General features: G+C 36.6%; 26 protein-coding genes. 8 read left to right on the forward strand and 18 right to left on the reverse strand.

The features are described 5' to 3' along the window. Positions 1–91 precede the first annotated feature (91 nt). On the reverse strand, positions 92–325 hold the full coding sequence (locus MHI34_RS01110) for a DUF896 domain-containing protein (protein ID WP_036128062.1): 234 nt from the start codon (positions 323–325) through the stop codon (positions 92–94). Between the two features lie 186 nt (positions 326–511). Here MHI34_RS01110 and MHI34_RS01115 point away from each other — a divergent pair, with 186 nt between their 5' ends. From MHI34_RS01115 to def, 3 genes are all read left to right on the forward strand, one after another. Next, a complete protein-coding gene (locus MHI34_RS01115; protein WP_058843964.1) occupies positions 512–1,033 on the forward strand; it encodes a GNAT family protein in 522 nt (173 codons plus the stop codon). Positions 1,034–1,126: 93 nt separating this feature from the next. Continuing rightward, positions 1,127–1,318 (forward strand): helix-turn-helix transcriptional regulator, encoded by a 192-nt coding sequence (locus MHI34_RS01120; protein WP_036128067.1) that lies wholly within the window; start codon positions 1,127–1,129, stop codon positions 1,316–1,318. After that, positions 1,311–1,886: a peptide deformylase gene (gene def / locus MHI34_RS01125; protein WP_342504040.1), complete on the forward strand. Its 576-nt coding sequence runs from the start codon at positions 1,311–1,313 to the stop codon at positions 1,884–1,886. Before MHI34_RS01120 ends, def begins: the two co-directional genes overlap by 8 nt. A 40-nt stretch (positions 1,887–1,926) precedes the next feature. Here def and MHI34_RS01130 read toward each other — a convergent pair whose 3' ends face one another. Next, positions 1,927–2,592 (reverse strand): recombinase family protein, encoded by a 666-nt coding sequence (locus MHI34_RS01130; protein ID WP_342504041.1) that lies wholly within the window; start codon positions 2,590–2,592, stop codon positions 1,927–1,929. Next, positions 2,589–2,903 carry a LysM peptidoglycan-binding domain-containing protein gene (locus tag MHI34_RS01135; RefSeq protein WP_036128077.1) on the reverse strand — a complete coding sequence of 105 codons (315 nt, stop codon included), beginning with the start codon at positions 2,901–2,903 and terminating at the stop codon, positions 2,589–2,591. Before MHI34_RS01135 ends, MHI34_RS01130 begins: the two co-directional genes overlap by 4 nt. A 166-nt stretch (positions 2,904–3,069) precedes the next feature. Here MHI34_RS01135 and lexA point away from each other — a divergent pair, with 166 nt between their 5' ends. After that, complete coding sequence (gene lexA, locus MHI34_RS01140; protein ID WP_004232118.1) at positions 3,070–3,687, forward strand: transcriptional repressor LexA; 618 nt, start codon at positions 3,070–3,072, stop codon at positions 3,685–3,687. A gap of 110 nt (positions 3,688–3,797) precedes the next feature. Here lexA and MHI34_RS01145 read toward each other — a convergent pair whose 3' ends face one another. From MHI34_RS01145 to MHI34_RS01190, 10 genes are all read right to left on the reverse strand, one after another. Beyond that, the gene (locus tag MHI34_RS01145; RefSeq protein WP_036128080.1) at positions 3,798–4,520 is read right to left on the reverse strand and encodes a gamma-glutamyl-gamma-aminobutyrate hydrolase family protein; all 723 of its coding nucleotides are present in this window, start codon (positions 4,518–4,520) and stop codon (positions 3,798–3,800) included. A 33-nt stretch (positions 4,521–4,553) separates the two neighbouring features. Further along, the gene (locus tag MHI34_RS01150) at positions 4,554–5,306 is read right to left on the reverse strand and encodes an A24 family peptidase (RefSeq protein WP_036128085.1); all 753 of its coding nucleotides are present in this window, start codon (positions 5,304–5,306) and stop codon (positions 4,554–4,556) included. A 67-nt stretch (positions 5,307–5,373) separates the two neighbouring features. Then, positions 5,374–6,063 (reverse strand): hypothetical protein, encoded by a 690-nt coding sequence (locus MHI34_RS01155; protein WP_089932054.1) that lies wholly within the window; start codon positions 6,061–6,063, stop codon positions 5,374–5,376. Then, complete coding sequence (locus MHI34_RS01160; RefSeq protein WP_089932053.1) at positions 6,060–6,653, reverse strand: hypothetical protein; 594 nt, start codon at positions 6,651–6,653, stop codon at positions 6,060–6,062. The genes MHI34_RS01155 and MHI34_RS01160 overlap by 4 nt, the downstream gene beginning before the upstream one ends. Further along, on the reverse strand, positions 6,653–7,627 hold the full coding sequence (gene pilM / locus MHI34_RS01165; protein ID WP_342504042.1) for a pilus assembly protein PilM: 975 nt from the start codon (positions 7,625–7,627) through the stop codon (positions 6,653–6,655). Before pilM ends, MHI34_RS01160 begins: the two co-directional genes overlap by 1 nt. Positions 7,628–7,739: 112 nt before the next feature. After that, a complete protein-coding gene (locus MHI34_RS01170) occupies positions 7,740–8,225 on the reverse strand; it encodes a prepilin-type N-terminal cleavage/methylation domain-containing protein (RefSeq protein ID WP_036128097.1) in 486 nt (161 codons plus the stop codon). Positions 8,226–8,312: 87 nt separating this feature from the next. Further along, on the reverse strand, positions 8,313–9,518 hold the full coding sequence (locus tag MHI34_RS01175) for a type II secretion system F family protein (RefSeq protein WP_089932049.1): 1,206 nt from the start codon (positions 9,516–9,518) through the stop codon (positions 8,313–8,315). Next, complete coding sequence (locus tag MHI34_RS01180; protein ID WP_089932048.1) at positions 9,515–10,561, reverse strand: type IV pilus twitching motility protein PilT; 1,047 nt, start codon at positions 10,559–10,561, stop codon at positions 9,515–9,517. The genes MHI34_RS01175 and MHI34_RS01180 overlap by 4 nt, the downstream gene beginning before the upstream one ends. 11 nt (positions 10,562–10,572) lie before the next feature. Then, complete coding sequence (locus tag MHI34_RS01185) at positions 10,573–12,243, reverse strand: ATPase, T2SS/T4P/T4SS family (protein WP_244504801.1); 1,671 nt, start codon at positions 12,241–12,243, stop codon at positions 10,573–10,575. A 17-nt stretch (positions 12,244–12,260) separates the two neighbouring features. Further along, positions 12,261–13,592 (reverse strand): G5 domain-containing protein, encoded by a 1,332-nt coding sequence (locus MHI34_RS01190; protein ID WP_089932047.1) that lies wholly within the window; start codon positions 13,590–13,592, stop codon positions 12,261–12,263. 311 nt (positions 13,593–13,903) lie between these two features. Here MHI34_RS01190 and MHI34_RS01195 point away from each other — a divergent pair, with 311 nt between their 5' ends. Genes MHI34_RS01195 through MHI34_RS01205 form a run of 3 tightly spaced genes read left to right on the forward strand, consistent with a single transcriptional unit; the run spans position 13,904 to position 16,323 of the window. Then, complete coding sequence (locus MHI34_RS01195; RefSeq protein ID WP_058843953.1) at positions 13,904–14,350, forward strand: prepilin-type N-terminal cleavage/methylation domain-containing protein; 447 nt, start codon at positions 13,904–13,906, stop codon at positions 14,348–14,350. Positions 14,351–14,354: 4 nt separating this feature from the next. Beyond that, positions 14,355–14,813 (forward strand): type II secretion system protein, encoded by a 459-nt coding sequence (locus MHI34_RS01200; protein WP_036128114.1) that lies wholly within the window; start codon positions 14,355–14,357, stop codon positions 14,811–14,813. Next, positions 14,782–16,323: a hypothetical protein gene (locus MHI34_RS01205; RefSeq protein ID WP_340810085.1), complete on the forward strand. Its 1,542-nt coding sequence runs from the start codon at positions 14,782–14,784 to the stop codon at positions 16,321–16,323. Before MHI34_RS01200 ends, MHI34_RS01205 begins: the two co-directional genes overlap by 32 nt. A gap of 38 nt (positions 16,324–16,361) precedes the next feature. On the opposite strand, the gene MHI34_RS01210 is transcribed toward MHI34_RS01205, so the two are convergent. Together MHI34_RS01210 and MHI34_RS01215 are read right to left on the reverse strand one after the other, a co-directional pair. Further along, a complete protein-coding gene (locus tag MHI34_RS01210) occupies positions 16,362–18,443 on the reverse strand; it encodes a DUF2339 domain-containing protein (protein WP_342504043.1) in 2,082 nt (693 codons plus the stop codon). A gap of 81 nt (positions 18,444–18,524) precedes the next feature. Then, positions 18,525–18,776, reverse strand: a complete 252-nt coding sequence (locus MHI34_RS01215) for a phage holin (RefSeq protein WP_016991985.1) — start codon at positions 18,774–18,776, stop codon at positions 18,525–18,527. Between the two features lie 237 nt (positions 18,777–19,013). Here MHI34_RS01215 and MHI34_RS01220 point away from each other — a divergent pair, with 237 nt between their 5' ends. Beyond that, positions 19,014–20,003, forward strand: a complete 990-nt coding sequence (locus MHI34_RS01220) for an acyltransferase family protein (RefSeq protein ID WP_340810083.1) — start codon at positions 19,014–19,016, stop codon at positions 20,001–20,003. A gap of 247 nt (positions 20,004–20,250) precedes the next feature. On the opposite strand, the gene MHI34_RS01225 is transcribed toward MHI34_RS01220, so the two are convergent. The 3 genes from MHI34_RS01225 to MHI34_RS01235 all read right to left on the reverse strand — a co-directional run bounded on the left by MHI34_RS01225 (position 20,251) and on the right by MHI34_RS01235 (position 24,140). After that, the gene (locus MHI34_RS01225; RefSeq protein ID WP_058843948.1) at positions 20,251–21,606 is read right to left on the reverse strand and encodes a YjiH family protein; all 1,356 of its coding nucleotides are present in this window, start codon (positions 21,604–21,606) and stop codon (positions 20,251–20,253) included. Between the two features lie 940 nt (positions 21,607–22,546). Next, the gene (locus MHI34_RS01230; protein ID WP_342504044.1) at positions 22,547–23,317 is read right to left on the reverse strand and encodes an IucA/IucC family C-terminal-domain containing protein; all 771 of its coding nucleotides are present in this window, start codon (positions 23,315–23,317) and stop codon (positions 22,547–22,549) included. Next, entirely contained in the window at positions 23,295–24,140 is an 846-nt protein-coding gene (locus tag MHI34_RS01235) for an ABC transporter ATP-binding protein (RefSeq protein WP_058843946.1), read from the reverse strand. Before MHI34_RS01235 ends, MHI34_RS01230 begins: the two co-directional genes overlap by 23 nt. Between the last annotated feature and the right edge of the window lie 38 nt (positions 24,141–24,178).

A 24,178-nucleotide genomic window follows, 5' to 3' on the forward strand; every position in this document is an offset into this window, starting at 1 on the left:
TCTTTTACAGTTTAGTCAACATTGCTTTAGAAAACAATGCTTTTGTTATACTAATTGCGTTTTCATACATACTTTATTGAATTGTGTCACATTAATTTAGAAATTTATTTTTTTTAGCTTGTCTTACTTTCTCTGGTGTCACATCATTACCTTCTGCATCTACCACTTTTACATTTTCAATCGTATCTCGCATAGTCGCTCTAAACGTATCTAAGTACTCCTTGCGAAGCGCTGTTCGCTCCTTAGCCTCTGCTTCTGTTAATTGACCACTTTTGGCCTTAGCAGAAAGTTCATTAATTCGGTTAATTTTTTCCTTTGATAACATTGTTACACACCTTTCAATACCTAGCTTAATGACTTCAGTATGCAAAGTATAGCATGCTTTCCCTTAAAATGCAGTTATACCAACCCTTAATAACACTTCTTAGCCATAATTTACATGACTTCCAGATGTTAGTCGTGTATAACTAATAATAAAAGGAAAAAATTTATATTTATTGGAGGAAATTAGATGAACATCACAACACAGCGATTACTTATCCGAAAATTTGAAGCCCAAGATTGGCAGGCTGTTTATAGCTATATGTCTGATGAAACGGTGATGCATTATATGCCTGAAGGAGTTTTAACGGAAGAACAAGTCCAAAAATTTATAACAGAAAATAGCGCGGATCAAGCTAAGCATTTTGCCATTACTTTACGCGATCAACCAGAAGTTATTGGTCATTTAGTTTTTCATCGATGCTTTGGCGAACATACCTATGAAATTGGATGGGTATTGAATCCTGCTTATCAGCAACATGGCTATGCATCAGAAGCTGCTCAAGCCCTATTAGATTATGGATTTTCCAAATTGAAGCTTCATAGAATAATAGCAACATGCCAACCCGAAAATATAGCTTCTTACCGAGTGATGGAAAAGATCGGTATGCGGCGTGAAGGATTTTTTAAAAAATGTATACCGCATGGTGACAATTGGTGGGATGAATACTATTACGCAATCTTGCAAGAAGAATGGCATAGAACTCTATAAAATGACCGTGTTACATAGTAACAACATTTGGTCATTCAGTAAAAAGAGTATAAAATAAATGGCTAACACTTCGGACAAAACGGAGGGATAAACCTGAGGAGTATGATCAAAATGTTGAGAAACAAATTAGGGATAACCAAAGCTATACTTGCAAAAGAATGCGGTGTTGTTAGACAGACTGTTAATTGTATTGAAAATGATAAGTACGAGCCAACCTTTGAATTAGCTCTGAACATGGCTAAAGTCCTCAATAGCCGTATTGATGAGGTGTTTATGTATGACTAAATTTCTTCCTGATTCGATCATTACCATGAAAGATTTTGTGAAAGAAGACTCGATATTATTACGAAAACAAACCGAAGAAGTGACGACACCCTTGAACCAAGAGGATCGAAGTACTTTATTAGCTATGCTGCAATATCTCAAAAACAGCCAAGATCCAACGCTAGCAAAAAAATATAAGCTTCGCCCTGGAACTGGGTTGTCTGCAAATCAAATAGGTGTAGACAAACGAATGTTTGCTGTACTATTTGATCATAATGAAATGGTGTTTATCAATCCCAAAATCATAAGTCATTCCCTCAATATGATTTATTTACCTGATGGAGAAGGCTGCCTGTCGGTTAATCGACCTGTCCATGGTTTTGTGCCAAGATACGAGCGTATTAAGGTCAGAGCATATGACATTGATGGTCAAGAATTCATCCTGCCGTTTCAGGGCTATGGGGCGATCGTTGTCCAACATGAAATCGATCATTTAAATGGCACAATGTTTTATGATCGAATAAATAAAGAGAATCCTTTTCGACTACCTACTAACATCATCATCAACAGTTTGACTTCCTATCAATAGCGTTTTTTTACTGTGAATAAAAAAAGATTAGCAGGCGATATTATTTGCCTGCTAATCTTTCTTGATGTTCTTGGAAGCGACGATGAACAGTCGCTTTACTTACTTCAAAGCCCAACCCTCGAAGCGTGATCGAAATTTCCTCAAAGGTAAATCCACGTTTGCGTAGCTTGACAATTTCATCTACAGGTAGATCCTTTCGCTCCTGCCCATGGGGATTCCCTCGGTTCGATAAATTATTTTCAGGACGATAGCCATTTTCTACAGCGCGTCGCATGCCTCGACGTATTTTAGCATTATGGATTCTTCGTTGATACTCCTCCACGATTGCTAAAATCTCAAGCAGCATCGTGTCCATTTCATTTAGTTGAACGGGTCCTGCATCGCGCATGGAAAAAACATCTGTTGCTGATTTTTGCAATAAATGCAACACAGCCATCCTTGCGTTCCCACGTCCTAATCGTGTTTCATCTTGTACAAAAAGGGCATTAATTCCCTTTTCTTTAATGAAATCAAGCATTTCAAGCAAGCCATCGCGTTCTACATCATAGCCGCTATGCTTATCCTTAAATACACCCTTTACCTCATAGCCTTGCTCTCTAGCGTAGCGCAGCAACTCTTCCTGTTGGCGCTCTAATGAGGAGCTTTGTGTTTCTTTTTCAGTACTTACACGGCAATAGACAACAGCCGACATTTGTTTATTCATCATTGTTCAGTTCTCGCAATTTCGATAGTATGGATGGGATTGGCTTGATCACCCAATACAGGAATAACTAGAGACTTTCCTGCCACAATTTTAATATCTGCTAATTCATTTTCTGTTTTGACCAGCTTAATCCAATCATCTGTACTCATCTTACCACGGTATTGCTCTGCTAACGACCACAAGCTATCCCCATGTTCAATTTGAATTTCTGCGTAATTAACATCTCCTGGATCAGTGATGTAAAGGTATCCTGCAAATAATAGACAAGCTCCTAATAAAATGGAGATATGTGTATTTTTCTTTAACCATGTCATAGTTACAACCCCTTTTCTAGAATGTTTGTTCGGAATGTATGTTCTCATAATAAAGCGAACAAACGTTTTTGTCAAACACTTTTCGAACCTATGTTTGCATACATGTTCGCATTCTGTTATACTATCAAATAAGAAGAATGATATTAGAAAAAAGAGGTGAGCACTCATGAAAAAAGTTTCGAAAAGACAAGAGGACATTTTGGCTTTTATTAAAGAAGAGGTACGAGCTAAGGGATATCCACCATCAGTACGTGAAATCGGGGAAGCAGTCGGACTTGCTTCAAGTTCAACTGTTCATGGTCATTTAGCTCGATTAGAACAAAAGGGCTTTATTCGTCGAGATCCAACAAAGCCACGTGCAATTGAAATTTTAGAGCCTGAAGAGTCTATTCAAAAGCAGCAAGTCATTCATGTACCACTTGTGGGGAAGGTAACTGCTGGTTCCCCAATTACTGCTATTGAAAACATTGAAGAATATTTCCCATTACCAGATACGTATGGCACAAGCGAGGATCAGTTATTCATGCTAGAGATTATGGGGGAATCTATGATTGAAGCAGGAATTTTAGACGGCGATTTAGTTATTGTGAAGCAAAAGGCAACAGCTAATAACGGAGATATTGTTGTAGCCATGACAGCAGAGGATGAAGCAACGGTCAAACGTTTCTTCAAGGAAAAAAATCATTTCCGTTTACAGCCTGAAAACTCATCTATGGAGCCTATTATCGTCGATCAAGTTTCTATTTTAGGACAAGTTGTAGGACTATATCGTCGTGTACATTAATCATTTAAAGTAGGTTTTGAGGATTATGTGTTCCTTCTAAGAGCATGTATCCTCTTTTTTACGCAAAAAAAGAATCCATATATGGTTGGATTCTTTGTACAGTCCCCCTGCTACGCTTCCTTTTTGAATTTTAAGCTAGCTTCAACAAAGGCTGAAAATAATTTTTGTGCAGGCTCATCTCCTGCTATAGCTAGTTCCTCGGGATGCCACTGAACAGCCAAGCAAAATGGCAACTCTTCATGAACAACTGCTTCGATAATGCCATCACTCGATTTTGCTGCTACTTTTAATTTCTCTGCTAATACATTAACTGCCTGATGATGAAATGAATTTACCGCTATTTTCTCTTGTTGTAAAATGGTCGCTAATAAATTCTCCTCCATAATTTGTACATAATGAGTAGCTACAGCTCGAGCAGATTGCTGTACATGCTTGAGCAGCTTAGTACTAAAATGGTCACTATCAATATCCTGAAATAAAGTACCACCTAGTGCTACATTTAGTATTTGAATGCCTCGGCAAATACCCAAAATAGGCATCTTTCGTGTGAATGCCGCTTCAATTAATGCTAACTCTACCGTATCTCTTGCTGGATGAATTTTCCCTAGTTTTGGTGCAGGCTCTGCCCCATACAGAAATGGATGCACGTCATAGCCTCCAGATAACAATAAACCATCTGTAAGGGATAGAATTTGTGTGGCATCCTCCTCTACGCCAAGTGGAATAATAAGAGGAATCCCACCTGCATCAATGATACTTTTACTGTAAGCAGCATTTAATCGAGAGGATAAATCATCTTCCACAAAGGCTGTAATGCCAATAATCGGTTTCACTTGCTTCCCTCCATATGCTTGAAGATTGAACAATTACCAAAAACCTAAATACCAATCGATTAATGAATCCCCATAAAAATAGACAATGATAGCGGCTAATGCAATAGAAGGTCCAAAAGGAATAGGTGTTTTTCTCCCCTGCTTGTTCTTCGTTAACACGACAAGCCCGACAATCATGCCGATAACTGCAGCTATAAATAATGTTAACAGTGTATGCATTGTACCAAGAACAAGTCCAATTAAAAAGAATAATTTAATATCGCCTCCACCCATGCCCCCGTTTGATATCACAGCAATACTATATAATATGCCGAAACCAACGACTGCACCTACAGCACAGTCCCACCAGGGTGTTAATGGCGACAATACTCGTCCAATAATAAGGAAGGGTAAAAAGAATAAAAGCACCTTATTCGGAATCAGCATATAGGCTATATCAGAAACAACAATGATGACTAATAATGAAATAAAAAATAGGGCTACTATAAACTCTATGCTCCAACCAAGCTGCCAATATGCAAAGGCAAACAATAATCCTGTTAATAATTCCATTACTGGATAAATCCAAGCTATTTTATTACCACAGCTCCGACATTTCCCCCCAAAAAACACATAAGATAAAACTGGCACTAAATCAAGCGCCGTCAGTTGCCTTTGACATTTAGTACAATGTGAAGGAGGTTGTACAATCGACTCCTTCTGTGGCACACGTAAGCCTACCACATTATAAAAAGAGCCAAAGACAAGCCCAAATAAAAATAGAAAGATTGTATAAGCCATTTCCAATTTTCTGTCCTCCTAAACTAATAGGCGCCCATACAGATGCAGTATGGAACGCCTATCAATGCAATTATTACTCTCCTTCGTAATAGAACGTCGTCACCTGGACGGTAGCTTGTAAAGTAAGATCCGTATCTTTTTCTAATTGATCCTGCTCTCCAGGCAATTTGAATTCGATAGTATCCGTTTTCATCACACGCTGTAATTGTTCAATTTCCTGTAAAAAGCTCTCTAGAGAATTAAAATCAAGCGCCCCAACCTCTAATATAAAAGTAATCAACTTTAAATTCGATGGTAAGGAATCCTTTGAAATAGATGAAATCGGTGAACTCGTAATCTTGTTATCCTGCTCACCATTAACCTCTTCTTCAGCTTGCTCCAACAGATTAAGGTCTTGCGATACATCTGATTGCGAAACAGCCGCATCATCATTTTGAACTGTTAATGACTTTATGCGTGTTCCTGTCACTTCCTCAATCTCAGCTAAATCTAGTATGATCTTTTCAACAGCTCTTGTTGTAGGTAGCTTCTGTCTTAACGCTAAAACATTGATAGTCGGCTGACCCTGCTCCTTGTCTAATTGAGCTAATTGTTCTTTTACACTAGAAATCTCTTGCTGTATCTGTGATACATGACTCTCTTTTGCTTCTACTTCATTTAATCTTGGTAATAATAAATAATAATAAAGCGCAAATAAAATAGAAACGATTAAAGTCAATAACAAGATAATAGATGAATTTTTACTACTCGTTAATTTATTCATGAGCGTCGTCCTCCAGCTAAATACATAAAGTCGATTGTCGCCGTAATGGACACTGAATAACGTGGTACTTCTTTAAATTTTTGTTCAGGCGTTAATTCCTTCTGTTCGCCAAGCTCTATATCAAAGTTTGACACTGTATTAATTTGTGCGTCTGTAAAAAAACTACTCATTAAAAGTCGCTCTACATATTTCGATATATCGGTCATCGTTTCAAAATCCACTTCAATATTAACTGTATTTTCCCCAAAAACGTAGCTACGCAAGTACGTTTGAGTTGGTAGTAAAGTTTTCGTTTCATCAATTAATGGGGTTACAGGATAAGAAACACCTTGAATATAGGCAACAGATTCCTCCAATGATCCCTGATCAACACTTTGTCTTACATCTAACTCTTGCTGTAATTGTTCAAGCTGTGTCGTTAATGTCTTTTCCTCAGCAGATAAACGTGACAAATCACTTTTAGCTGTAAAAAATATAAATAGTAAATAAGCTACTATTAGACCCACTATGACAATTATCAAGCTATAAAAAAGCTTTGGTGAAGTAGACCGTTTTTCAAGCTGTGGTAAGAGGTTTATATCTGGAACCATTAATGAACCTCCTTCAAAGCTAAGCCTAGCAATGTTGAAAATTCTTTTTTAAAATAAGGAAAGAACTTTTCAATTTTTGCTCCATCAACAATCATCAAAGGTGTCTCTAAATTAGAAGATAATAAGGTTCCTATTGATTTGAGTAACGGGTTATCACCAAGTATTATGATTTCATCTACTGTTTTTTCCCCTTTATGTAAAGAAAACTTAAAGAAATTCATCATCCGATCAATTTCTAAAACCTGATCCATGACGACCATCTGGTAATCTTCGGTTTCACCATTGTAGAGAAATTGGTAGCTAAATTCATCGACTTTTTTGCCCTGCCATTGTGCCATATCTGTTTCAATCGATTGATAACGCAAAAACTCAACCTGTCCGTTTGAAAAGATACTAATGGAAAGTTCATTGATAGACCAATCAGCAATTAAATATGTTTTATTAGGCACTAACATTGACATATGTTCTAACAAACGTATATTGCATAAGGCACGAATATCGGCAGCTTCAGGGTCCAAGGAGACATCTAACAGCATTCCTACTATTTTCGTAATTTCCTCTGAAGGTGCTGCAAATAATATCGCTTTACCGTCCTCCGCATCGGGATCATAAACATCAATTAACGGGGCCTGAAAAGGTAAATGAATAGAATGGCCCAACTCCATTTCAGCATATCCTCGTAATTCCTGAGGTTTAACATCTTTAGGATGCTCGAAACTTTTTAATAAAACAGTTGTATCAGGCACAAACATACGAACAGCCTGTTTTTTTCCTGTCCACTTCACAACCTGTTCTTTAATAATTTCAAAAAGAGCCACCTCATCTATGATTGCTCCATTTTCAACGATATCAACTGGTAAAGGATATTCATAGCCATGCCATTGACTAGGCTCAGGTCCTTTCGCCACAATCGCACGTAGCACATAATCCTTCAGTTCAATCGATACATGCGACTTTCTCTTTCTCTTAAACATGTGAAAAGACCTCCTTTTCCTATTCAGTATAAATGATTTTATCAATTAGTCATCCATTCCCCAGCCAGAAACGCAAGAAAATTATCGTTTCTGAATGGGTTGGGAGGACTGATTATTGAGTTTTAGTATTTTCTGTTTTTTTCTTATCTACTCCTGCACTTTTTAATAGTTTATTAAGTTCTTCTTCAAATATTGTTATTGCACCTGCAGTTGAGCTAACTTTGAGACTCTCTGTTTTAATCTCTTCAAATCTACCATATGAAATTGACCATTTTTTTTCACTTTCGTTATACGTTACTTTATCATTGCTTCCTAGCTCAATACCATCTACAAACGCTTCTAATTCATCTTTCACACACTCATTATCTGAGCTGTCTCCTTTACAAGCGCCATCAATATAAGCAATCTTAGCACCAGATAGAATATTTGATGCTTCTGCTAAAATAGCACGGTCCTTTGACTTATTAATAATATTACCAATTGCAGGCACAGCGATTGCTGCGATAATTGCTAAAATAACAATTACAGCTAAAAGTTCAACTAATGTTAAACCCTTCTCATTTTTCAATAGTTTTTTATTTTTCCATTTTTTAAACATAGAGAATTCCTCCTTAGTAGTTTTATATGAAGTGTGAAAACACGGTCTTCTAATTCAATTTCTAAATAAGTTTTATATAATTAAAAATTACATATTTTCATATAGTTGGAACATTGGTAAGAATATAGCCGCAACAATTACTCCTACAACAAGAGCAAGTACTATAATCATTAAAGGTTCGATAAGTGACTTCATTGTATCGACGGCACGGTTTACTTCTTCCTCGTAAAAATCAGCAATTTTTTCAAGCATGTAATCCAAGGAGCCTGTTTTCTCACCAATTGCTGTCATTTGTGTAACAAGAGGTGGAAATAGCCAGCTTTTTTCAAGTGGCTCTGATAATGTGCCACCCTTTTCTAAATTATCGCGGGCCTCCAGCACTACTTTTCCCATAACTGGATTACCTCCGACTTTTTCAACAATCGTTAGGGCTTGTAAAATCGGCACCGAGCTACTAAAAAGAGTAGATAGAGTTCTCGTCATTCTCGCTATAATATCTTTTTGTAAAAGTTGGCCAAAGATAGGCATGCGGAGTAACAAAACATTAACCGTATAATGAAACTCTTTATTATTTTTATAAAAATAACGTGATCCCACTACTAACACTAATAGCCCTAAAATCACGAGATACCAAAACTGAATCAGCCAATCACTTATACCAACAACAATAACTGTAATTAGCGGCATTTCTAAGTCCATATCTTTAAATGCATCCATAAAGGTAGGCACAATAAAAACCATTAAAAACATGCCAACCACCAGCGTTAAAAGGGATAATATTGCTGGATAGGTCATTGCCGATTGAATTTTTTTCTTGATGTTATATTGCTTTTCTAGTGTGCTTGCCAGACGATCTAATGTGTCGTCAACGTTACCAGTAGCCTCTCCAGCACGCATCATATTGACAAAAAGCAAGGGAAACACTTTGGTATGTTTGCCTGCTGCATCTGAAAATGCCATCCCACTCCGAATATCCTCTTCAACTTGCATCAATGCTCGCTTTAGTGGTTTATTCCGTGTTTGCTCACCCAAAATACGCGTCGCTTCAACGACAGGGACACCAGCACGAATTAATGTCGCATACTGCCGACAATAAATAACAAACTCTTGGTGCTTCACTTTTGTACCAATGGCAATGTCCTTATGTAAAATGCTATTTGATTCTTGAAGCTCTCGCGCATTTATTCCTTGTGCACGAAGCTTCTCCATAGCAATTTTTTTATTTGGGGCTTCAATAATGCCCTTTTTAGGTGCTCCTGTTTTGGTGCGACCACTATAACGAAATACAGTCAACTATAATCACCAGCGTTCATGTATGGCCGTGCATCTTCTAGCGAGATCTTACCTGTGGTAATCAGGTGCTGCATCGAAGATTCTAATGTGTGCATGCCCAATGCTTTACTTGTCTGCATTACGCTTGGAATTTGGTGAATTTTTTCATTGCGAATTAAATTCGAAATGGCAGGAGCTTGTACTAAAATTTCTGTCGCAGCAATGCGCCCTTTTACATCTTTACGAATAAATAAACGCTGTGAAACAATACCTTGCAGTACATTCGCAAGCTGTACTCGAATTTGACTTTGCTGATGCGGTGGAAATACATCAATAATACGGTCGATTGTAGTTGGTGCACTACTTGTATGAAGTGTTGCCATTACTAAATGCCCTGTTTCAGCAGCCGTGATAGCCGTTGAAATCGTTTCATAATCTCGCATCTCCCCAACTAAAATAATATCTGGGTCTTGACGCAATGATGCTCGTAAACCATTCGCAAAACTCATTGTATCGACACCAACCTCACGCTGATTGATGATAGACTTTTTATGAGTATGCAAGTATTCAATTGGATCCTCTAACGTAATAATATGTTTTGATCTTGTCTCGTTGATATAATCAATCATTGCTGCTAATGTAGTTGATTTACCTGAGCCTGTTGGACCAGTTACTAAAATTAAACCTTGTGGTTTTTCCGCAAGCTTATATAACACTTGTGGCATATTAAGTGCTTCAATAGAAGGAATTTTAGCTTCAATTAAACGAGCCGCTATTGTCACTTCATTTCGCTGATGATAGGCATTTACACGGAATCGACATTTCCCAGGCAATGAAAAGTTAAAGTCAGTTTCTCCCTTTTCCTCAAACTCCTGTTGTTTATGTACAGGAAGAATGGCATTTACCATTCCCTTTAATTCTTCAGAATCTAATGGATCTGCACCGTAATGTTCCAACTGCCCATGAATACGATATACTGGCGGAATACCTTTTGTTAAATGAAGATCCGATGCTTTTTCTTCAAACGCACGTGTTAATAATTCAACGATTGAATAAGATGTCATTTTTATCGCCCCTAATCTACACTTGCAACACGTAAAATTTCTGATGTTGTTGTTTGACCTGCTACAACCTTTAATAGTCCATCTACTAATAGGGTGTGATAGCCTTTGTCATTCATATAATCCCGAAGAACCAAATCACCTTCTCGATTTAAAATCATGTCCTTCACTTTTCGATCCACTGGAAGGATTTCATGAATCGCCATACGTCCTCGATAGCCTGTATGATTACATGCAGGACAACCACGCCCCCTTTTACCTTGGGTAACACCTTCCAGCCCATTTTCCTCTAGTATTTCTAATTCACGTGAGGTGAATACATATGGTTCAGCACAATCACGACAAACTTTACGTACAAGTCGTTGAGCCATAATGCCTACAAGTGAGGAAGATAGTAGAAATGGTTCAATGCCCATATCATGTAAACGTGAGATGGATTCTACTGCACTATTAGTATGCAGCGTACTTAACACTAAATGTCCTGTAAGTGAAGCACGTATAGCAATTTGCGCTGTTTCAAGATCACGAACTTCCCCTACCATCACAATGTCAGGGTCCTGTCGTAAAATCGAACGTAACCCTACCGCAAACGTTAAGCCAACCTCTTCCTTTACTTGGATCTGATTGATGCCATCTAATTGGTATTCCACAGGATCCTCAACCGTAATAATGTTGACGCCTTCCTCATTTAAATGCGAAAGAGCTGCATATAACGTAGAGGATTTACCAGAACCCGTAGGTCCAGTAATAAGCATCATGCCGTTGGGACGGCTTATCATTTTCCTGAATAGTACTTCATTCGTAGCACTAAAGCCTAATTTCTCAATATCATTGGACGAATTGGTTAAATCTAAAATACGCATAACAACTTTTTCTCCAAAGACAGTCGGTAATGTGGCTAATCGTATATCAACTGGCCTAAAATTGACATTCGTTTTTATACGCCCATCTTGTGGAATACGATTTTCTGTAATATTTAAATTGCCCATTATTTTAATCCGAGCCAATACTACGTTTTGCATATGCTTGGGCAATGACCTCTCTGTACGAAGTACTCCATCTACTCTGTAGCGCACACGTAGCTCTGTTTCTTGTGGATCAAAATGAATATCACTGGCTCTTTGTGCTACACCATTGGCAATAATTTGATTTACTAAACGAACAATGGGTGAATCTTCATTCTCAATCTCGTCTTGCGTTTCAGTACTAGTTGCCGCTAAATCTAACATTGCAGCATCCATCGACTCCTGCAAATCATAATATTTGGTAATTGTACGATATAGATCATCTTTTGCAGCAATGCTTGTTTCAATCTGACAGCCTGTCGTCATACGGACTTCTTCGATAGCAAAATAATCCATCGGGTCTTCCATCGCAATAAACAATTTATTTTTCTCTTTGCGGATAGGCATAATATTTGTCCGCTTTGCCAACTCAGCAGGAATTAATTGCAATAATTCAGGGCTGATTGAAAATTGATTTAAGCTAATATGAGGGATACCTAGCTGAAATTCTAAAACTTCAATGAGTTGTTGCTCCGTTAAGACGTTTTCTTTAATGAGAAAATCACCTAGTTTCTCATTTTTCAACTTAGTAGTCAGTGCATACTCTAGCTGTTCTGCTGTAATAACGCCTGATTCAACAAGTAAATCCCCTAAACGTTTACGACCTGGCTTCATCGCCATAAAAATACCTCCAATCATTATGGACTTGTTTGTACAAAATTACCGCCCTTGTCATAATAACCATAGACAATTTCTGGTCCATCTTCTTGCTCAGATTCTTCAGGTGTTGAAGGTTTTATATCAGGTAAGCCGTTGCCATCTAAATCTATCTCTAAATCAGGATCTGCTATACTTTGCCCTGCGTTTTTTGTTGGTGGAGTGACTGTAATAGGCTCCTGCGATGAACGTGTCACAATCCGATTTTGAGGCGCATAGTAATCTCTGCTAATAAACTGTTCTTCCATTGCACCGTTCTCTACAATGGAACGATAAACTTCAACTCTCACCCCTTCTTTCCCCTCTTGTTCCACACGCTCTTGACCAGCCTTTAAATCTTCTGAATAACGGTAAATAGTTCGTGGCTTAACGATTTTATCTTTACTGATACGAACCGTTATATCTTTGTCTTTTACTGCTGTAAATATTTCTATTTTTAATTGATTGCCCTCAATTGTAGCTTGCATTTTGCCAAGCTGATGAGAACGATTAATAAATTGTAAGTCTTTCGCTAATGCAGCATTGACATCCGCTTCAATCCCCAGTTGTAAATAGTTGGGCTTTGTTTGTTGAGAATGTCTTTCTAGAACTTCATACTCTGTCTGAAGAATTACACTATAGAGGATGGAAGCTACAAAATCTAAACCTGTATCATTCGCAGCTCCAGCCTGTTCCCCTAAAAGTGAAAGCAAGGAGAATGACTGGTTCGGTACAAGTGTGACGTCATTTAATAAAGGGATTAGTTTTGCAACCCCTTGACTATCTGTCGGTACATCCGCAATTTGAAAGGCAATCCTTTCTTGCATTTGCAAAGCAGCAGCATTGATTACTGCTTCAACCTCATGTTCTTTCAAATAACTTGCTTGTACTATTATTTTTTGAAGCGTTTTATCAGTATCCAAAATGCCCATTTCATCTAGTTCCTGAATAACAGTGTCGCTGGCAGTTACAGGAATGGGGATATGTACAATTTTTTCATTTTTCCAAAAGGCATACCATGGTTTTTTTGTCAGCAGTTCAAACTGTGATATGGCTGTAGTAGTATCAAAAATTAATTGTTTCGGGTCAATGGTCTTAGAGATATTAGCACTTTTAACATTTATTTCTGTTTGCTGCCAGTCTTTAATTGCTTTTTCCACAGTTGGTAATAAATTTGCACTATTAACACCCCCGACTTTTATACCTCCAATTGTTGAACTTTTTGTCTCATCACTAGCAAAAACTTTCCCATTTATTATAAAATTAGGTAGACAGACTACAGCTAGTATAAATATTCCAATCAATAATACAGTAATGGTTATAATTTTTTTCATCTGTCAATCCCCCTTAAACATCGTAATTTATTGGTTTGCAACTTTATGCTCATCCAGATACTAGAATACTATATTTACTACTATATTACACTACTAAAAACCTAATTTATTTTAAATAACCCCTTCAAAATATATAAAAATTTCACGATTTAGACTAGTTTATCTCTTATATAATGTTATATTATCGTTATGAATACTTTATTACTAGTCGATTAGAATCACGCTTTTTGAACTACTCTTTTCATAATACATAATTCACTAAATAACCATTTGGTTCTTTTGACACAAAAAACTTATAAGGGGCGATATTATTGCAAAAAAATTTTAAAAATGAAGGTGGCTTTTCATTAATTGAAGTCGTTGCTTCTTTAATTCTAATTACAATAATATTGCTTTCATTTTTCGGATTATTTATTCAATCTAACAAAACTTCCAAAACTTCTAGCACAATCGTAGATTCTACCTATCTTGCTCAAAATGAAATGGAAAATATATTTAGAGAAATCAAAGGCAGAACAGAAGAACAACTAGCTAGACAATTACTCTATACAAGTACAGAAAATCCTCAATATATTAGTTGTAGTAAAAATAGTAAATTTTCAACTATTTGGAGCTATGAAAAACAGATGGAAGATAGACGGTTTATTCTAACCATTAAGCGCCATTGTCAATATGAATATCTAGATACTATTGTTATCGAAGTTTATGAGAACGATGTACTCAAAAGCAAGATGGAAAATATATATAGTAGGAAGTGAATACATGAGGTTCATAAAAAATAACAGAGGTTTTACACTCGTGGAAGTACTTGCTGTTATCTTAATTTTAAGCATTGTTTCAACAATTCTTTTTAGTATACTTTCGTCTAGCAAAGAAACTAATAAAAAACAACTTGAAAATAATGAACAGCTATCCGAGTTGTCTTATGTTTTAAAGCTCATTACGAAAGATATGAGAAAAACCATTACGTATGATCCTAATAATTCAACATTTAAAAACAGAGATGGTTCTATTCAATACACATATATCTTTGATGCTGAAAAAAATACTATTACTCGTAACAACGAGGTTATTGCAACTCATATACACTCATTTTCCTTAACAAGTATTGGCGACTCTATTTCCATTAATATTGAAAGTATTAACGAACACACAATCTCTACACAACTATCTTTTAGGAGTGGTGACGGTGCAAAAGATGAAAAAAAATCTACTAAATGATGAAGGCTTTTCATTTTTATTAGTTTTTTTAACCATTGTATTAGTGACGATTTTAGGTCTAGGTTTACTTGCTGTATCTTCAAATTCCTTAAAACTCTCTAAACATGAGCGAGAAGATCAATCCATTTATTACATTGCTGAGGCAGGTGTAAATTATGAAAAAGCAATTTTATTAGAAAAAGCGAATGAAGCTTATCAAAGTGCAAAAGCAGAATACGATCGTTTACCAATTCAACAGAAAAAGTATGAAAAATTTGTAGAATTATATGAAGAGAATATTAAAAGCATAATAGAACCACTATTAAATAACGAAAACATTATAAATAATTTTGAAGAACAACTAGGAATGCAACCTATTGCCAGGATTACCCTAAAACAGGATTTAGATACGAATCTTCGATATTGGATAACTTCTATCGGTACATATGGAGAATCGCCTTCACAAAAAAGAGAACTACAGCAAAGTGTAGACTTTGTTCTTGATGCCGAAACAACTAATAATAATGGTGGGGATGATGAGGAAAATTTAAATACTGCTACCCCTGAATTTGCAGTACAAACTAAAGGCAATATTAAGCTAACAGGTGGGGCATCCATAAAGGGAGATGTAGCTACTGACATCGGTATAATTTCATTGGATGGTGGTTCATCTATTTCTGGTACTGTAGGTGCTTCAAGTGATCATTTCCAATATCCATCTTGGATGGGGGATTTATCAAGCAAACTTACGCAAAGTAGGAAATATCCTGGTTCAAGTATCCTGCCTTTATTTCCATTAGAGAAAATGCAACAATTATCAAAATTACCTGTTCCTCCAAATCAAGAAGTCATCAAAGATCCACACAACAAAACCTTCATCATTAATAATGGACATTTTTTAGCTGATAATTGGATGACTAATAACTATACTTTACAGTTAAATGGTGATACACATTTCAAACAGTTCAAAGTGGATCAAAATAATACGTTGACTATAAATGTAGGAGATACAGATAAAAATTTATATATCGAAGATTTTAATATACTACAGGGGCATATTAAAATTGTAGGAACAGGAAAGTTAAATGTATATATTAATAATACTTTTAATCTAAAAGGATCTTTAAACAGGAACGGTAATGCTAATCAAATAAATTTATATTATAACGGAGCATCAGCTATCACAATTGCAGGAGAAACACAAAGCGCTGCCTCTCTTTATTCTAAGCAAGCCAATTTAACATTCACAGGGGGGATAGGATTAACGGGGAATATATATGCAGGAGCAACTAAGGTTACTTTTAATGGTGGTTCAAACTCAAATGGTCAACATATTATTGTACCAAATGCTTCTGTCATTTTAGAAGGCGGCGCTCACATTAAAGGAGCTATTATTTCTGATAATTTACTAGCTAATGGAGGTACCTCCGTTACATTTACAGAAGGCACAATCCAACCACCTTCTTCAGGACATACAGAAATTGGCGATCCTATCACTTTAATAAAAGAAAATGAATTAGTAGAACAATAGAAAAAGAGATTCCAAAATGCATTGGAATCTCTTCTTCTTTATTTCTTCAACAACCTACCCGATAGCAGCATGCCAATACCACCAATCGTTATAAATAGAATAGCTCTAATTAATAAATCAAGGGCAGATAAGTCAAAGAAAATTAGCTTAATAAACGCCATGACTAACAGAATAAAACCTGTTGAGCGCAGTGTTTTTAATTGATGTGTGGAGCTTATCCATAGGGAAACGCTTGCCGTCAAAAATAATGTAATGGTTGTCAGTGCGATGCTTAGCTTCCAATCAAGGACGTTGTTAAACGTAAATTGATGGATCAGCCCCCATATTGAAATCATCGTGAGCACGATACCAGTGCTTACAATAGCATCTACATATTTCCCCAGACGCACTTCATACAATCGATAAATAAACCCTTTTACTAGAATATCTACGATGATGGCGACAATGACTGCCATATATACCAATCTAGTTATAATATTTAAGCTTTCCATCATGGTCGGCTTGGTGCTGATCATCAAGAAGAATAATAGGAAAAATGAGCCGAGAACTGGTGTTAAAGCACGACCTTTATAGGTTTCCTCTACAAATAGAGAGCCAGTAAATAAGGCAGCTAATACGATACACATCATATATGGAATGCCATTTGTTGCTGCAAAATAAACGGTATCTAGTTTGCCAATATAGGCTAAGAAATAGCCAGTTGTGGCCACTGCTAAAATATCAATCACATACAGATCCTTCATGACCTTTTCAAATGTCGTAAGTGTCTCTTTTGGACGTCTTGCATATAAGTAAATAATAACGAAATAAATAATTGGCATGAACAAGCTTAAATGATCTATGCTGAAAAATGGTTTTGGTTCATGAAAGATGAAATTTAAAATGAATGTGATGATAAGAACAAATGAAGAAACGACCTTCATCATACTTGCCCGTAGTCGCAAACTCATCATCACGCCAGCAAAAGCAATCATCGGATAAAGTAAATCATCCACTTTATTTGGTATATTCATTAAAAGTATCGTATTACATAGGGTGATAAATGCGAGTGTAACAGCGCTATCCAATACTTCCTGCCATTTTTGGCGATAGCTATATAACGCCACCGCTCCAAATAAAGCCATTAGGACAAGGAGCAGCATTTCTCCATGCGGAAGTGAACGAATAATAAGATTCATCAGCAATAAACTAAATGAGCCTAAGGAAAATTGAAGCCCTATATGAAGAGGCTTCCATTTGGATTGTGCGTTATACATTAAACACCAAATTACGTAAAATATTGATAGAATCACCAATAAACCAAATGCGAAGATAACTTGCTTATCAATATTCATAAACGCTACTACGCTCACCGCTAGCACCGAGAAGAATGTAGCAATATAGAGAGCTAGCTTTTGCTTGTGCTGATAAATGACCCATTGCAATGAAGCAAATAATATCACGACAAAAAGCAAGATAATGACCGCATTAAAATCCATATATTCTAATAAATAAGGTAGCAATAACGATGTAAAGGCTACAAAAACGGTAAGTGCTTCATTTTTCTTCCAATAACTAATGGCAATACCATAGCCAATATAAAGAAGTGTAATGCCTAGTGCTGGAGTAAGACCAATGATTTCATATAAAATGGCACTCGCGGCAGTTGTTAAAATACCGACAATAAATGCCCCGCCATATAAGGAAATCGTTATAGCAGATGAGCCTACTTTTCTACGTTCTAGTACATAGGCTATAACCGCCAAACCTACCGATAATGCATAGGCAAGGATGATTTTCACGCCATTCGATAAATAACCATAATCACTAACAAGTTTTAGGCCCCAAAGTACGCCCATTACTAAAATAACCATGAATACTTTTGGCAGTGCCCACATAACACGCTCCTCCATCGATGGCTGCGGTTGCACTTCTTTTTCCGTTACTTTAGTCGGGACAGACTTCGACTCCAGTGCTGGTTTTGGTTTTATTGGTTCTGATTGCTTGATCATCGACTGTCTGGCATCAAGAGTATTTATTTTTTCGGTACTTTGTGTACCTTTTAACGAAGACAATTCCTGACGTAAATCTGCCATTTCCTCTTCGAGCTTAGCAATTCTTCGCTCCAATTCAAGAGACATTCAATCATCCTCCCCACTTTATCAATTTTCTAACAGTATAACATATTTATCCTTATTGTAAAATTACACTTTTTGTTTAATTTATCTCGGTCTCCTATACATTAAGGCACGCTCACTATCACTGGTGCCTCGTGTCGTTGGATCCACAATAACACCCATTAATACAAGAATGGATAAAACTGTATTTAAAATAGATGACATTTGCTCACTCATTACCCCTGTGAAATCATAGCCAAAAATCGCTGCAACTTGTTGTGCGAGTAAGAGTAACAATGAAAATAGCCCTAGTAGAAATGGAATATGTTGAAGACGAACCTTCCAATTAATTCTCATAAAAGCTCACCTCCCCCCCTCTTGCCACAGTATATGCATAGTGGTTATGTGACACATATGCAAAAATGGAGCTCTCGCCATGTTACTAGGATTTTTTAATAATATTTTGCGGCATAAACTATTTTCAGCCATAGCAAGTAAGGCAGGTTTTATCACGCTAGACATGTTCATATATATAGTTAGGTTGCATTCGGTAACGAAATGCCTAACAATTTACTGAAAATGAGGGTGATGAAGATGGTGTATGAGTGGAACGTCTTAAGGGTAGTAGCTTGCCTGAGTATTGTGTTATTACATGCAACGACCAATATTGAAAGTATTAATGGCTATATGGATCAACCCTACTATCAGTTTTTTCGATTATTATTATGTTTCGCTACACCCACTTTTATCTTATTATCCATTTTAATTTTAGCTAAACGCTACCAACATCAGCTACCTCCCCATTTTATAGGACGTCGTTTTCAGTTTATTGTTATTCCGTTTATAGCTGCAGGCATGCTATATGCAGCCAACGCAGCTCTTCATTATGATGAAAGCTTTTGGGAGGCATTATATCGCCATATTATTTTAGGTGATTTTTCGGGATGGTTTGTCATGACTATTTTTCAACTCTATATTCTCTTCTATATTGTCAAGAAATATCAGGTATCCAGCATCTGGTTTACGCCCATTATGTTCTTACTTGGCATTTTCTATATGACACTAGCAAATGCCAATATAGATTATTTCATACAAAATGAACATTTTATGCGCCTGCTCTTTGTCGGCTGGCTCCCATATTTTGCACTAGCCTATATTATCGGCAGTCATTATGAAAAAATCGCGCACTACCTCGTCCAATATAAATATTTCACAATTATAGCTGTCATACTTGCAATGGCTATTTTATATATAAATTATTATTTAGGTGCCCAACAAATTACATCAAGAAGAATTGATATTATGCTATTCGTGTTGGCGATGGCGTTTTGCATACTGGCGTTTGCACAGGTTTTGCCTAAGCTCCCTTTTATCCCTATTTTAAGTCGCTATTCCTTTGGGATCTTTTTAATTCACTGGCTAATTCAAGAATATTTAGCTCCCTATAGCGCATTACTACCCACTACTGCTCTTCAAGTCATTTCTCTTTTTTTATCCAGTTTACTTGTCTGTATGCTGCTCATCAAAATCATTTCATTTATCCCTTTTAGTGCTTATCTGATTGGAAAGTCTCATCAAAAATAGCCCTCTCATAATTGAGAAGGCTTTTTGGAAACCTTATTTTGTATAGGAATAGGATGTTTCTGTTGTTTATTTGATTCTTTTTATGAATGGTTGTCCCCTTATTCTTTGATTGAAGTGCATCTATTCCTTGTGTTTTAATTACTTTTTCCAAATTTGTATCTCATTATATCTATTTATGTATACGTAAAAAAGGCAGTTATCATTATCTCATGAAAAATGCCAAGTCGATCTAGACTTGGCTTTTTCATTAAAAGAGTATGTGACCAACCAATGCAGCGATTGGTAGGGAAATAAGCGTACGTAATATAAATAAAACGACTAAATCGAAAAATTTCAATGGAATTTTTGTTCCTAAAATAAGTCCACCAACTTCAGACATATAAATTAGCTGTGATACAGAAACAACAGCAATGACAAATCTAGTAACATCTGATTCGATCCCTGCACCTAAAATAGAAGGCAGGAACATATCGGCAAAGCCTACGACCATTGTTTGAGCCGCTTCTGCCGCTTCAGGTAAGCCTAGTACAGTTAGGATCGGCTCAAATGGTTTTCCTAAAATCACAAAAATACTGGTAAATTCAGCAAGCATTAAGGCAATTGTACCAAAAGCCATAACAATAGGAGCAACGCCAACCCATAAATCAATAACATTTCTAGAACCATCTTTTAAAAATTGGCGCGGATCTCGATTTGCATGAGCAATAGCAAGTGCATTTTCTAAGCCATGCGACACAGAATTATAGCCCTCTGGCAATTCCTCACGCGAATAGTCTACTGGAGTACCATCGATATATGTATCTTCCTTTTGTGCAAGAGGATAAATTCGAGGCATAATAATCGCTAGTACAACACCGCAAAGTACTACTGTTAAATAATAAGGAATAAAATAGCGTGCCAAGTGGACGGTATCCAATACTACGATACAGAAGGTGATGGAGACAACAGAAAAGCTAGTAGCAATAATCGCTGCTTCTTTTTTGGTATAGTTCCCCATCTCGTATTGCTTACTCGTCATTAACACTCCAATCGTTCCATCACCGACCCATGACGTAAGAGCATCAATCGAAGAACGCCCTGGGCTTTTAAAAAGAGGTCTCATGATTCTCACCATCATTGTACCGAAAAACTCAAGCAAACCGAAGTTTGTTAAAAATGGTAAAAGGAAACCTGCGAATAAAAAAATGGTAAATAAAAACGTCACAAGTCCACCGTTTGGATCCATCAGTAGCCCACCTGTATTTTCATTGTTGATGGCAGAAGGTCCAAATTGAAAGACAACCATCGAAGCAAAAGCTAAACCTAAAAAGCGAGTAATCGTCCAAAACCAATTGACATAAAACAATGTATCTAAAATACTAGGTTCTTTCATATTTTTTCGAGGAATCCATTTAGCTATAAGTGCGCCAAACGCGGAAATTGCAAACATAATAATCGTAAAATAACTAATGACTGGAGCCACTACACCTGCTAAAATATTTGCTAAAATGGCAATCGGTACTTTCCAGCCCTCATCCGTTAATACAGGAGTCATAAATAGAAAAATACCAATTAAAGAAGGAATGATGAAATAAATATATGTACTAACAGAATACTTTTTCATTTTTGACTGAAACCTCATTTCTTAGTATTGCTTAAACTTGTAACTATGTATGATGCATTCCCCAATTTTATCTTTCACTATACTTCGTTTGCTGTAATACTCTATAAGCTAAACATGTAGTGTTCATTCAATACCTCCCTCCTCTTTCTGTTATAGTACTATTACAAAAACAATGAAGTTTTGAGCTTTAAATAGAAAAACAATGACTCTATTCATGTTTTTATAACATAATCGTGTTATAAAACTATTGTAAACGCAACAACACATATGGTTCAACTCTACAATTTTCTGAATTTTTATACATAATTAGTATAGTTTTTTTCTTTAAAACTAGTATATCAATATTATATTATAATAAACAGAAATTTTAATAGGAAGGAAACGAGGCTGGGAAGAAACTTGATTATTTCGAAAATAGCAAAAATAGATAATAACTTTTCCGCCTCTTTGCATAGTGTTAAAAAACAAAACCATCCATAGCATTTTTGTGACAGGTGATTGCAGGCTACTTGCTTTCCACTCCAATCCATAAAAATGGTACCTTTTTAGCAAAGGTCTTCAAATAAAGTGAAGGGTATTCACTACTCTTTATGAAGAGGTGTTGTCATTCATCACTTCTCTACAATGAAAATAAGAACCTCTATTCTTTAATTATACAAATAATGGGCTATTTTGATCGCTTCGACTAGTATGAAAGATAGAGGAAAAGACACTTTTGCATATGGTTGATTGGAGGGGATTTAGCATCACAGCTGAGACCCTGGAAGTGGCTCATCGGACCGCCCCCCTGGAGAAGGGACGCTGGCAGAACGGAAATCAACCCCTCGCCTTGCTAAAGGTTCTTTTTCTGCTATTGACATCATCTTTTTTCACCAACATGAAAGTGAATAAACCACACGACTGTTTATTCACTTTGTGGAATTGTCAATGCTTCATGAGGTTAGCCAAGTCTTTTGATTTTGGGACAAGAGATACAAAAGTCATTTGCTTCATCAGAGGTATGATAATAGAAACAACATGTTTTTCTCAAGCGTATTGGTTGCTCTGATTCCTTGATTGTCACTTTGAGACCACAATAATTTGTCAAAGGATTTTTCCTTTCGCCAAAAAGAGAACCTGGCGCTTGATTGACAATATAGTGATAGTCTTCTTGTATACGAGCTTTTTCTTGCTCACTGGCCCCTTCGCTTATTTTTGTTTCATATAGCCAATTGACATAAATAGCTGTATTTTCCCATAAGATTGCTTTTGGGATTTTACTTATTTTTGTTAATGACTGCCACACTTTCGCTAGATTACCTACAAAAATTCCTTGGAGAACCTCATCACGCCATGCTTCACGATCTTGTGTTGGCACTGACACAGAGTCATCGATTAAGCGAATGTTTGGAAGCCATGGTTTCGCATGATCTTCTGCTTCCACCCAAATATTCTCAATACCAACATATAGCCCCTTATCATATCTTGACATAGCATAGAATGCTGAAGCCATCGTTAAGACGCTATAGCGCTTTGCAAATAACGATGCTGTAACTAATGTAGATGTGGAATGAAAGAAAGGTGCGATTTTTTGTAAATAGGCTAAGGCTTGTTCAGTGTCTAATAAATTTTGGGCTAGTAGAGAGTAAGCAGCATCTACCGCTGGCTCAATTGTCAATCGATAATCACGTAATAGTACTGCTTTTTCTTCAGCTGACAGTTGTAAGCTCAACTGACCCTACCTCCTCTAATTTCTCCACCTGAACTGTTCGTCCCTTGCCATGTGGAACACATAAAGGCGTACCAAATAGAGGGTCTCTCATAATCGTACAGTCCATACGGAAGACAGCTTGTACAAGCTCAGGTGTTACCACTTCCTCTGGCTTACCTTGCGCATACACCTGTTTATTTCGCACAGCTACAATGTGATGGGCATAGCGGCAGGCTAAGTTTAAATCGTGCAAGACCATCACGACTGTACGCCCTTCATTTTCATTTAAATCAAATAGTAAATCTAAAATTTCTACTTGATGGGCCATATCTAAATAAGTCGTAGGTTCATCTAGTAAGATAAGATCTGTTTTTTGAGCCAATGTCATGGCTATCCATACACGTTGACGCTGACCACCTGATAATGCATCTACTGGTCGATCTGCAAATTCTGTCATCTGTGTTACCTCAAGCGCATTGTTCACAATTTTTTCATCTTCAGTAGACCATTGCTTTAACCAGCTCTGATGTGGATAACGACCTTGTTTTACCAATTGTTGAACGGTTAGTCCTTCTGGCGCAACAGGTCCCTGTGGGAGAATGGCTAACCGTTTAGCCACCTCTTTCGTTGAAATGGTATCTAGTGAATCATCTTCTAAGAAAATTTCACCCGACTTTGGTTTTTGTAATCGTGCAAACGTTCGTAGTAGCGTTGATTTTCCACAACCATTAGCACCTACTAGTACTGTTATTTTCCCTTTTGGTATTTGAAGATTCAAATCCTCCAAAATAAGATTTTCACCATAGCTTACATGTAAATCTTGTGCTTCTAAAACATTTTTCAAAATCCCGTCACCTTCTTCTCACGCTTTTAACTGTTATT

The organism is Lysinibacillus sp. FSL L8-0126 (assembly GCF_038630385.1).
GTDB lineage: Bacteria > Bacillota > Bacilli > Bacillales_A > Planococcaceae > Lysinibacillus > Lysinibacillus fusiformis_D.